The sequence below is a fragment of the Comamonadaceae bacterium M7527 genome (assembly GCA_021044545.1).
In the GTDB taxonomy this organism is placed as follows: domain Bacteria; phylum Pseudomonadota; class Gammaproteobacteria; order Burkholderiales; family Burkholderiaceae_C; genus RS62.
Genome location: CP087990.1, coordinates 17608 through 28895 on the forward strand (window position 1 = coordinate 17608; position 11288 = coordinate 28895).

Consider the following 11288-nt stretch of genomic DNA (forward strand, 5'->3'; position numbering starts at 1 on the left):
GTCACTATTTGATTGTTTTGTATTTATGTCTGAATCTTCATCTGCGCCAACAACCATTGCGGATTGGGCGCAAGCCAATGTAGCGGCTTGGGCGGCGCAAGCTCGGGTCGATGAGCGCACGGTGCCGTTGTCCGTGTTTACGCGACTGCTTGAAGAAGCGGCAGACGATGTGGGCGAGGCCCAAGTACAAGTGGCCTTGCGCGCCCAGGAGCGCGATCCCTCCATGGGCACAGCTATTGGCACAGGCGCTGACAACGCCAAGCAGGTGTGGCTGCGTATCGAGGCGCAAACCTATCTGCCGCTCACCTGCCAACGTTGCTTGCAAGTCGTTGCTGCTCCCTTGGTTGTCGCGCAAGATTTGCGCTTTGTGTCCAACGAAGAACAGGCAGCATTTGAAGACGAAGAGGCCGAGGAAGATGTGCTGGCTCTGGAGCCCAGCTTGGATTTACAGGCGCTGATCGAGGACGAGCTGATCATGGCCATGCCCATAGTGCCGCTTCACGAAGACTGCCAGGCTGAGGGTTACCAGGCCCCAGAGCCTGCTGTTGATGAAAAACCCAATCCCTTCGCCGCGCTGGCAGCGTTAAAAAAAGTTCAATAAATCAATGAACTAAGCGTTTCTTGCGCAAGTTGGCGCGGTCTTACCGTATTTCGCCAACAGCCATGTCTGGTCACCTTGAATATGGGCGTGACTCGGGTTATAATTTCGGGTTTGGTGCACCGCTGAAGCCAGTGCGCGTGCCAAGATCAGAATCTTTGATTGAAACTGCGGTTGGAGTCATGCACGTGGGAACGTCGCACCAGCCGGTACTTTATTAGGAGCCATCATGGCCGTCCAACAAAACAAAAAGTCACCTTCCAAGCGCGGTATGCACCGTGCACACAATGCCTTGACAAACCCAGGCATTGCGATTGAGCCAACAACTGGCGAAGTGCACTTGCGTCACCACATCAGCCCCACAGGTTTTTACCGTGGTCGCAAGGTGCTCAAGACCAAATCCGAGTCTTAAATTGTTCGCCTATGCAAAGGCCCGCGCAGTGTTGTGCGGGCCTTTGCTTTATGCGCTCACATGACAAACTCTGAGGTATTGCAGACGCAGCCCACGCTCATCAGCGTGGCCGTAGACTGTATGGGAGGCGACGCAGGCATTACCTGCACCATCCCGGCCTGCCGTACCTTTCTGGCTACGCACACCGCTGCGCGCTTGGTGCTGGTCGGCAATGCGCAAGCCCAGGCTGCCCTGGGTGATTTGGCGCGGCACCCCCGTTGCTCGTTTGTGCTGGCCACTGAGGTGGTCACCATGGACGACCCGGTGGAAGTGGCCTTGCGCCGCAAAAAAGACTCCAGCATGCGCGTGGCTGTCACGCAAGTCAAAGACGGCAACGCATCAGCGGCTGTGTCTGCTGGTAACACCGGCGCGCTAATGGCGATTGCCCGCTATGTGCTCAAAACCCTAGACGGTATTGACAGACCTGCCATTGCCTCGCAACTTCCCAATGCAAAGGGTGGCGCCACAACGGTGCTGGACCTCGGTGCCAACGTGGACTGCTCGGCCGAGCATTTGCTGCAATTTGCGCTCATGGGCTCAGCCCTGGTGGCTGCTACCTCTGGCCCTGCAACCCCCACAGTTGGATTGCTGAATGTGGGCGAAGAGGTGATCAAGGGCAGTGAAGTCATCAAGCGTGCGGGCGAGCTGTTACGCGGCGCGCACGAGCGTGGTCACCTGAACTTTTACGGCAATGTAGAAGGCAACGACATTTTTCATGGCACCACAGACATCGTGGTGTGTGACGGCTTTGTCGGCAACGTAGCCCTCAAGGCCAGCGAGGGCTTGGCCACCATGATTGGCGGCTTTATCAAGAAAGAGTTTTCGCGTAACTGGCTCACCAAGGCTGCGGCCGTTGTGGCCATGCCTGTGCTGAATGCATTCAAAAACAAAGTGGACCATCGCCGTTACAACGGCGCTGCCTTGTTGGGCCTCAAAGGTTTGGTGTTCAAGAGTCACGGCTCAGCCGACGCTTATGCATTTGGTCAGGCACTCGACAGAGCTTATGATGCAGCCAAGCATCAATTACTAGCAGGCGTACGCGCAGGCATTGAGCAGGCCTTGGCCTCTCGCCCCGGCGTTGCAGACCCAGCGGAGCAAGCTCCCGCGCAGGTCTAAGGCCACTTAGCACCATTTGTACATGAGTTTATTTGCACGCATTGCAGGCACTGGCAGTTACCTGCCCCCCAAGCGCTTGACCAATCAAGACCTGGTCGACCAACTGGCTGCCAAAGGCCTGGAGTCTAGCGATGAGTGGATTGTTGAGCGCACAGGTATCAGCGCCAGGCACTTTGTGGAAGACGGTGTGCACGCCAGTGACTTGGCTTTTGAGGCCAGCAGGCGCTGCCTGGGCTGCAGGCAAGCGTGCAAGCGATGTCGATCTCATCATCGTCGCCACGTCCACGCCTGACATGGTGTTTCCCTCTACGGCGTCTATCCTGCAACACAAGCTCACTACCGCTGCCTTGGCCGATGGCGACGAGGCAGGCGCTGCGGGTGGCGCAGCATTTGACGTGCAAGCTGTTTGCAGTGGTTTTATTTACGCCGTTAGCGTGGCCAATGCCATGATTCAAACCGGTGCCGCGACCAATGCTTTGGTGGTGGGTGCAGAGGTTTTTTCAAGACTTTTAGACTTTAATGACCGCACCACCTGCGTGCTGTTTGGTGATGGTGCAGGTGCGGTGTTGCTTGAGGCCGTTGAACACGACGGCACAGGCGCGGGCATCCTGGCCACAGACTTGCATGCAGATGGCAAGCACCGCGACATTTTGTGCACGCCAGGCACGGTGGCCAACGGTCATATTTCTGGCAGCCCCTTGCTCACCATGGACGGTCAGGCAGTCTTCAAGCTGGCTGTTGGCGTGCTTGAGAAAACAGCCAAAACGGTACTGGCAAAAGCCGGCAAAACAGAAGCCGACGTAGACTGGCTGGTGCCACATCAGGCCAATATTCGCATCATGACCAGCACCGCCAAAAAGCTCAAGCTACCGCTGGAGCGCGTGGTGGTGACGGTGGCTGAGCATGGCAATACATCAGCTGCCTCCATACCGCTGGCACTTGATCACGGTGTGCGCACCGGTGACGTTAAGCCCGGTCAAACTGTGCTCATGGAAGGCGTGGGAGGCGGTTTTACCTGGGGTTCGGCTTTGGTGCGCATGTAAGCGCCACCAGCAAGACATACAAATTCATCTATGACGACACACTCATCGCTTGCAATCGTATTCCCAGGCCAGGGCTCACAGTCTGTGGGTATGCTGGACGCCTGGGTGGACAACGCCGTGGTGCGCGACACGGTGGCTGAGGCCAGCGAGGCCTTGGGCGAAGACCTGGGTGCGCTGATTGCCAACGGTCCAGCCGAAGCCTTGTCGCTCACCACCAATACGCAGCCCGTTATGTTGGTCGCTGGCGTGGCCGCTTACCGTGCTTGGATAAAAGCCGGTGGCGCCCAACCTGCCTGGCTGGCTGGCCATTCACTGGGCGAGTACGCGGCCCTGGTTGCAGCTGGCAGCCTGACACTGGCGCAAGCCACACCCCTTGTGCGTTTGCGTGCCCAAGCCATGCAAGAGGCCGTACCAGTTGGCAAAGGTGCCATGGCTGCCATTTTGGGTATGCCGTCGCAGCAAGTGGTCACACTGTGCTCGCAAGTGCAGCGCAGCTTCCCGGTTGAATCTGGTGAAGTGGTGGAGGCGGTGAACTTCAACGACCCCAACCAGACTGTGATTGCTGGCAGCAAGGCTGCGGTTGAGCAAGCCATGGTTGAGATCAAAGCGGCTGGAGCCAAGCGCGCGTTACCGTTGCCTGTATCTGCGCCGTTTCACTCCAGCCTGATGAAGCCTGCCTCTACCAAGCTGGCTGAGCGTTTAAAAGATATTGAGCTGCTAGCGCCAAGCATTCCCGTGCTCAACAACGTAGACGTCAAGAGCTTGTCTGAGCCCGCCCACATCAAGGACGCTTTGGTGCGCCAAGCCTTTGGCGCGGTGCGCTGGGTTGAGTCTGTGCAGCAGCTCAAAGCCAATGGCACTGCCACGGTATTAGAGTGCGGCCCCGGTAAAGTGTTAAGCGGCATGGCAAAGCGCATTGAGCCCGAGCTTGCGGCGTTGCCCGTTTATGACCCCGCTACACTTGACGCTGCCCTGGCGGCTTTGACGTCATGAAGTAGCCACCATTGTTTAAAACGACAGCTATGACTCAAACCATTAATTTTTCGCAACCACTAAGCGGCCAAGTCGCCTTGGTCACGGGTGCGTCCCGCGGTATTGGTGCGGCGATAGCCGCCCACTTGGCGGCTATGGGCGCTTTGGTGGTGGGTACAGCCACCACAGCCTCTGGCGCAGACAAAATTTCCCAAGCCCTGGCTGCCTTTGAGGGCAGCAAGGGTGTGGTGCTGGATGTGAACGACGGCGCTGGTGTGCGGGCTTTGGTGGATGACATTGTCAACACCAACGCGCGCTTGGATGTGCTGGTGAACAATGCAGGTATTACCCGCGACACGTTGGCCATGCGCATGAAAGACGACGACTGGGACGCCGTGATGGACACCAACCTGAAGGCAGTGTTTACGACAAGTCGCGCCGCCATCAAGCCCATGATGAAGCAGCGCCATGGCCGCATCGTCAACATCACTTCGGTGGTTGGTGCCCTGGGCAACGCCGGTCAAGCCAACTACGCGGCGGCCAAGGCCGGTGTGGCGGGCATGACCCGCGCGCTGGCGCGTGAGCTGGGCGGGCGCAACATCACAGTGAACTGTGTGGCCCCCGGCTTTATTGAAACCGATATGACAGCAGCCCTGTCCGCTGAGCATCAGCAAGGGTTGCTGGCTCAAATTCCCTTGGGTCATTTGGGCAAGGCTGCCGATATTGCCTATGCTGTGGCCTATTTATCCAGCCCCATGGCGGCTTATGTCACCGGACAAGAGCTGCACGTCAATGGCGGCATGCTGATGAGTTAACTGCGTTTAGGCGCAATTAAGGTGTGTTGCGGGTAAATGCTGGCAACATACTGGCTTCCTACTGGTTTACCCCGGTAGGGAAACTACGCCCAAGACTGTCGGGCGGGTGTCAGACGAAACCCTTCGTTTGGTCGCTAAAATGACAGCCTGTTTGTAACCACCCTCAGAGGGAACTATGAGTGATATTGAAGCACGTGTGAAGAAAATCATTGCCGAGCAACTAGGTGTTGAAGAAGGCCAAGTAAGTAACCAGCGAAAAAGCTTTCGTTGCAGACCTGGGCGCCGACTCGCTAGACACCGTGGAGTTGGTGATGGCTCTGGAAGACGAGTTCAGCATCGAAATCCCCGATGAAGATGCCGAGAAGATCACAACCGTTCAAAATGCCATCGATTACGCCTTGGCGAATCAAAAGGCCTAAGCTGGCATGAGTCGTCGTCGCGTAGTAGTTACTGGCCTAGGCTGTGTCAGCCCAGTGGGCAATACCGTAGAGCAGTCTTGGTCCAACCTGTTGGCCGGGCGCTCTGGCATAGACACCATCACATCTTTTGACACGTCTGCGTTTGCTTGCAAAATCGCCGGCGAGGTGAAAGATTTCGATCTCGAGTCCTACATTAGCGCCAAAGAAGCCAGGTCCATGGACCGCTTTATTCACTTGGGTATTGCCGCTGCACAACAGGCTGTTGTGGATGCTGGCTTGCCCCAGGGCGACGACTTAAACGACGAATTGGCCTACCGAATCGGTTGCATCATTGGGTCGGGTATCGGTGGCTTGCCACTGATTGAAGAAACTCATGGTGAACTGGTCAATCGCGGCCCTCGCAGAATTTCTCCGTTCTTTGTACCGGCGTCCATCATCAACATGATCTCTGGTCATGTGTCTATGCGACACGGCTTCAAGGGACCCAACTTGGCAGTCGTTACTGCGTGCACCACTGGTTTGCACAGCATTGGCGAAGGGGCCAGAAAAATTGAATACGGCGATGCTGATGTCATCGTGGCTGGCGGCGCCGAGTCCACCGTGTCACCGCTTGGCATTGGTGGCTTTGCCGCCATGCGCGCCTTGTCTACCCGCAACGACGACCCCAAAGCCGCCTCACGCCCCTGGGACAAAGACCGCGACGGCTTTGTGCTGGGCGAAGGTGCAGGCGTGATGGTGCTCGAAGAGTACGAGCACGCCAAAGCCCGAGGCGCCAAAATTTACTGTGAGCTTGTCGGTTACGGCATGAGCGCAGATGCCGGCCACATGACCGCGCCCAATATGGACGGTCCGCGCCGCGCCATGCTCAGCGCCTTGGCCAATGCAGGCGTCAACCCCAGTGACGTGCAGTACGCCAATGCGCATGGCACGTCTACACCGCTGGGTGACATCAACGAGTCCAACGCCTTCAAGGCTGCCTTTGGTGATGCGGCCAAGCAGCTGGTGATCAACTCTACCAAGTCCATGACCGGCCACTTGCTGGGCGGGGCTGGTGGTATCGAGAGTGTGTTTACGGCCTTGGCCGTGCACCACCAGAAAAGTCCGCCTACCATCAACATTGACAACCAAGACCCAGAGTGCGACCTGGACTACTGCGCCAATACAGCGCGTGATATGCGCATTGATGTGGCCATTAAAAACAATTTTGGCTTTGGTGGTACCAACGGCTCGTTGGTCTTTAAACGCCTGAGTTAACCACGCAGTCTGTTCGCTGAACATGCACAACGCCCCGCCGGTGATGTACCCCGTGGGGCGTTGTGCTTTGTGCGGGCGCGCCTTTTATGTTGTGGGTGTCTTGCAACTGTTGCTGTTGGTGGCCACGGCCCATGCCAGCCAGCCCGCCGCCGGCCAGCGTTGGCCTTGGGTGTTGGCCGCGGGCGTGTTGTTGCTGTGGCTTCTTGCGAATGCGCTGGTGGGTGCAAAGGTCAAGCAACAAGTCGTCTGCTATTTGGCCTGGCAGTATCTTGGGCGCGAAGCTGTGTGGCAACTGCAAACACGCGAGTACAGCGAGCCCGTGCCGCTAGCCAGCACTGCTGTGGCACTGGACATGGGTTTTTGCGCGTTGGTGAGGGTGTCTTGCTTGCAGGGTGGCAGCCAATGGCTGTGGCTGTTTGAGCGTGACAGCCCAGGGCGTTGGTTGGCGATGCGTCGTGCTCTGATGGCAATCAAGCCCGCATAGCGGCCTTTGTGTCAAAAGGCGGCACGGTGCACGCTATAGTGTGAAGCCCGCTATGACTGATACCCAACCTATACCTGCCACGCCAGTCGGACCCGCCTCACCAGATGCGGATGCGGCCATGGTGCAACGCGCTGTCGCGGGCGACACGCGCGCGTTCGATTGGCTGGTAATCAAGTACGAGGCGCGCGTGGCGCGTTTGGTGGGCCGTTGGGTGCGAGACCCCGGGCTGTGCGAAGACGTGACGCAAGAAACCTTCATCAAAGCCTACAAGGCCTTGGCGCAGTTCAGAGGAGAGGCCAAGTTCTACACCTGGCTGTACCGCATTGCTGTTAACTCGGCGAAAAAAGCCATTATCAAAGCCAACAAAGACCCCGTGCGTGCGCAGTCGTCCCTGGAACATGACGACGACGATGAAACTTCCGGCAGTGTGCGGGAACAAACACACATGGCGGTTGACGAACAAACGCCTGAGTCGGCTTTGGCAAGCAAAGAAATTGCCCAAGCTATTAACCAAGCCATGGACGCTTTGCCCAGTGAGCTGCGAGAGGCGATTACGTTGCGTGAAATTGAAGGCATGAGCTATGACGACATTGCGCAAGCCATGGCCTGCCCCATTGGTACCGTTCGCTCACGTATTTTCAGGGCGCGCGAAGCCATATCGCAGCGCATCAAACCCATGTTAGACAAACAAGGAGGCAAACGCTGGTGAATCCAGCGTTTGAAACTGCCATGCCACAAATGCTCAACCACAACCATGACGCTCAGACAGAGCTCGTCAGCGCTTGGCTGGACGACGCGCTGGACGCGCAACAACAGGCGCAGCAATGCGAACAACTGTGCGAGCAACTGGGTCAAGACAATGGCACTGCGCGCGGCGTCAGTGCGGCAGTCACAGCAAACGCCATTGCCCAAGCCTTGCGTGCCCAGCCTGTACCCGATACAGCGCGGCAAACCGCACGCACTGGCCGTGTATTGGCCGCTGTGCAAGCCCACTATGCAGCCCAGCCTTTGGCGCAAACTGAAGTGGTTCAAACAGCCTCAGCGCCGTTGACCAGCCAGGCGGCGGCCAACGACTCCTGGTTCAACTGGCGCGCCATGAGCAGCGCAGCAGCCGTGGCGCTGGTGTTGGGTGTGTGGTGGCAGTTTCCAACTGACGTTGGCACTGGCACTGGCGGCGTAACGTCGCAGCCGTTTGCGGCGGCGCCCGTTGACCGCGGCGTTGACTTGTCAGGCATCAATGTGGTCGCTGCTGATGTGGGTGACATTGGGGCGTCCGACATCACAGACCCCAAGCTTGAGGCGTTGTTGGCTACACACAGGCAAACCGGTGTCAGCAATGCTTGGCCTGGGGCCGTGGGCTTTGTGCGCAATGTAGCCTGGACAGGTGGCACGCAGTGAGCATGCAGCGCCATATTGCCAGGTTGGCGTTTGCTGGCGCAACGGCGCTTGGCTTGTGCAGTGCTGTGTTGGCACAGCCAACCAGTGATATTCGCGCATGGCTGTTAGACGTGAATACCGCCGCCCAACAACAAACCTTTGTAGGCACCATGGTGGTGCAGTCGGGCGCGGAGATGGTGTCTGCCAAAATCTGGCACATCGACCACAACGGCCAGGCACTGGAGCGTGTGGATTTGCTCAGCGGCCAGCCTCACACCACCTTGCGCAAGGGCGACACCGTGTTCAGTGTGGACCATGCCGCGCAACTGGTGCGCCAAGAGCGTCGCACAGATTTGGGCTTGTTCCCTGCAGTACTCACCAGCGCTGGCCAGCATGTGGGCGATCATTACGTCATGCAGTCTTTAAGTGGCAAGCGTGTGGCGGGCTTGGCCACTGTCGGTGTGGCCTTGCAGGCCAAAGACGACTGGCGTCACTCCTACCGCATTTGGCGTGATGCCGAGTCTGGTTTGGTGCTCCAGTGGCAAACAGTGGCGACTGACTCTGGTGACATGTTGGAGCAAGTGGCTTACAGCGACATCGTGGTGGCGAGCGGCGTCGATTTACCCACCATGCAGCAATGGTTGCAAGTGCCACCGACATACGCGGTGCGTATCGCCGATACGCAAACCTTGTCGGCCAGCAGTCTGGGCTGGTCGCAGCGCCAGGCGGTGGCCGGATTTGAAGCGGGCGTTGTTAACAGACCTCGTGTCAATGGCGTATTGGTAGCGGGTGCGCCTGCGCAGTGGGTCTTTTCAGATGGTCTGGCATCCGTGTCTTTGTTTGTCGAGCCCCTGGCTGCCAAAGGGCAGCGCCAGCCCAGCGCCGTGCATCTGGGTGCCACAGCCAGCGTCAGCGCTGCCGTGCCGCCCATGTGGGTAACAGCTGTGGGTGAGGTGCCCGTGGCCACGCTCAGAGCTTTAATGCGCAGCGTGCAGTTCAATGACCAATAAACGCTTTACCGCAGCTTAATGGAACCATTGCATCCTCACCGCCTCACACACAGCATGGCTATAAAGCCCGTATGACAATGCACAGCATGACATTTGGAAGGGAATAACGTGAACCAGCAACCAGTACCCGGCAAGCAATCCTCATCAGGCATTAGCCGAAACATCATCAGCGCCGCTATTGTGGGCCTGGCCGTATTGGGCGCAGGCGCGGCTTGGACACTGAGTGCAACATCAGACGCCGCCCATGTGCAGCAAGCCCAAGCGCTACCCGTTTCTGCGACAGCAGTGGCACAGCCCGCAGCGCCCATGGTGAGTGGCCTGCCAGACTTCACGCAATTGGTTGAGGCGGTGGGGCCATCAGTGGTGAACATTCGCACCTTGGAAAACACCAAGCCGCAAAGCGGCAACTCGCAAGAAGAGCAAATGTTGGAGTTCTTCCGCCGCTTTGGTATTCCGGTGCCACCAGGTTTTGGTGGTGCCAATCCTGGTGATCAAGATGGCACGCCAGACGAGGGTGGTCAGCGCCCGCGCGGCATTGGCTCAGGCTTTGTACTGAGTGCCGACGGCTACATCATGACCAACGCACACGTGGTGGACGGTGCTGACGAGTTGATTGTCACCATGCCTGACCAGCGTGAGTTTCCAGCCAAAATCATTGGCGCTGACAAGCGCACCGATGTGGCGGTGGTCAAGGTAGAGGCGACTGACCTGGTGCCAGTGCGCCTGGGTAACCCCGCGCAACTCAAAGTGGGTGAGTGGGTGATGGCCATTGGCTCACCGTACGGCCTCGAGAACACGGTGACGGCTGGTATCGTCAGCGCCAAGGCCCGCGAGACGGGTGACTACCTGCCGTTTATCCAGACCGATGTGGCCATCAACCCCGGTAACTCAGGCGGCCCGCTCATCAATATGCGCGGCGAAGTGGTGGGCATTAACAGCCAAATCTACTCGCGCTCTGGTGGCTTCCAGGGCATCTCGTTTGCCATTCCTATTGACGATGCCGTGCGCGTGTCGTCGCAATTGCGCAGCCAGGGTTTTGTCACGCGCGGCCGCATTGGTGTGAGCATTGCTGGTGTCGATAAAGACATCGCTGAGGCTTTAGGGTTGGGCAAGCCGCGTGGCGCGCTGGTGCGCGGTGTAGAGGCTGGTTCACCTGCTGCCAAGGCTGGCATTGAGCCAGGCGACGTCATCGTGCAGTTTGACGGCACAGACATTGACAAGTCCTTGGACTTGCCTCGCTTGGTGGGCAACACCAAGCCCAATTCCAAAGCGCCACTGGTGGTGGTGCGTCAAGGTAAAGAGAAAACACTGCACATCACTGTGGGCGCGTTTGACCCAGAGCCCCAAGACGTTGCACAACAGAAGCCAGAGCCACAAACGGGTGAGCAGCTCAAAGCAGTGGGCTTGAGCGTGCTGGACCTGACTGACCTTGAAAAACGCGAGTTCAACCTGGACGGCGGCGTAAAAGTGCAGGAAGCGCAAGGTGTAGCGGCCAGAGCTGGCCTGCGCGCCGATGACGTGATCCTGGCGCTGGCCAACACAAAGGTTGCGAATGTCAACGCGTTGAAAGTATTGCTGGAAAAAACCGCCGACAAACCAGCGGTTAGCGTGCTGTTCCGTCGTGGGCAATGGGTGCAGTACGCCTTGTTGCGCAGGTAAGCGTTGGCCTGTTGTAGCCTTGTTAAAAATGTCGCTCAGTTTGGTTTGGGCGACATTTTTTCAGATGGGCCCAGACAGGCCCAATTTGCA

At 57.9% G+C, this 11288-nt stretch carries 11 protein-coding genes and 2 pseudogenes; all 13 read left to right on the forward strand.

The annotated features are described in order from the left end of the window. Nucleotides 1-25: 25 nt before the first annotated feature. The 13 genes and pseudogenes from LN050_00095 (at nucleotide 26) to LN050_00155 (ending at nucleotide 11198) form a co-directional block, all read left to right on the forward strand. On the forward strand, nucleotides 26-601 hold the full coding sequence (locus LN050_00095) for a YceD family protein (protein UFS56349.1): 576 nt from the start codon (nucleotides 26-28) through the stop codon (nucleotides 599-601). A gap of 226 nt (nucleotides 602-827) precedes the next feature. Continuing rightward, a complete protein-coding gene (gene rpmF / locus LN050_00100; GenBank protein UFS56350.1) occupies nucleotides 828-1010 on the forward strand; it encodes a 50S ribosomal protein L32 in 183 nt (60 codons plus the stop codon). A gap of 60 nt (nucleotides 1011-1070) precedes the next feature. Then, nucleotides 1071-2165: a phosphate acyltransferase PlsX gene (gene plsX, locus LN050_00105; GenBank protein ID UFS56351.1), complete on the forward strand. Its 1095-nt coding sequence runs from the start codon at nucleotides 1071-1073 to the stop codon at nucleotides 2163-2165. A 22-nt stretch (nucleotides 2166-2187) separates the two neighbouring features. Then, nucleotides 2188-3208: pseudogene (locus LN050_00110) on the forward strand (ketoacyl-ACP synthase III). A gap of 30 nt (nucleotides 3209-3238) precedes the next feature. Beyond that, complete coding sequence (fabD, locus tag LN050_00115; GenBank protein ID UFS56352.1) at nucleotides 3239-4201, forward strand: ACP S-malonyltransferase; 963 nt, start codon at nucleotides 3239-3241, stop codon at nucleotides 4199-4201. A gap of 29 nt (nucleotides 4202-4230) precedes the next feature. Then, nucleotides 4231-4995, forward strand: coding sequence for a 3-oxoacyl-ACP reductase FabG (gene fabG, locus LN050_00120; protein ID UFS56353.1), 765 nt, complete (start codon nucleotides 4231-4233; stop codon nucleotides 4993-4995). A gap of 175 nt (nucleotides 4996-5170) precedes the next feature. Then, a pseudogene (gene acpP / locus LN050_00125) lies at nucleotides 5171-5414 on the forward strand (acyl carrier protein). Nucleotides 5415-5420: 6 nt separating this feature from the next. After that, on the forward strand, nucleotides 5421-6668 hold the full coding sequence (fabF, locus tag LN050_00130) for a beta-ketoacyl-ACP synthase II (protein UFS56354.1): 1248 nt from the start codon (nucleotides 5421-5423) through the stop codon (nucleotides 6666-6668). A gap of 22 nt (nucleotides 6669-6690) precedes the next feature. Further along, the gene (locus LN050_00135) at nucleotides 6691-7152 is read left to right on the forward strand and encodes a hypothetical protein (GenBank protein ID UFS56355.1); all 462 of its coding nucleotides are present in this window, start codon (nucleotides 6691-6693) and stop codon (nucleotides 7150-7152) included. Between the two features lie 52 nt (nucleotides 7153-7204). Further along, entirely contained in the window at nucleotides 7205-7861 is a 657-nt protein-coding gene (gene rpoE / locus LN050_00140; protein ID UFS56356.1) for an RNA polymerase sigma factor RpoE, read from the forward strand. Beyond that, nucleotides 7858-8550, forward strand: a complete 693-nt coding sequence (locus LN050_00145) for a hypothetical protein (GenBank protein UFS56357.1) — start codon at nucleotides 7858-7860, stop codon at nucleotides 8548-8550. Before rpoE ends, LN050_00145 begins: the two co-directional genes overlap by 4 nt. Before the next feature lie 2 nt (nucleotides 8551-8552). After that, nucleotides 8553-9539: a MucB/RseB C-terminal domain-containing protein gene (locus LN050_00150; GenBank protein UFS56358.1), complete on the forward strand. Its 987-nt coding sequence runs from the start codon at nucleotides 8553-8555 to the stop codon at nucleotides 9537-9539. Between the two features lie 246 nt (nucleotides 9540-9785). Then, complete coding sequence (locus LN050_00155) at nucleotides 9786-11198, forward strand: Do family serine endopeptidase (protein ID UFS57405.1); 1413 nt, start codon at nucleotides 9786-9788, stop codon at nucleotides 11196-11198. Nucleotides 11199-11288: the final 90 nt, after the last annotated feature.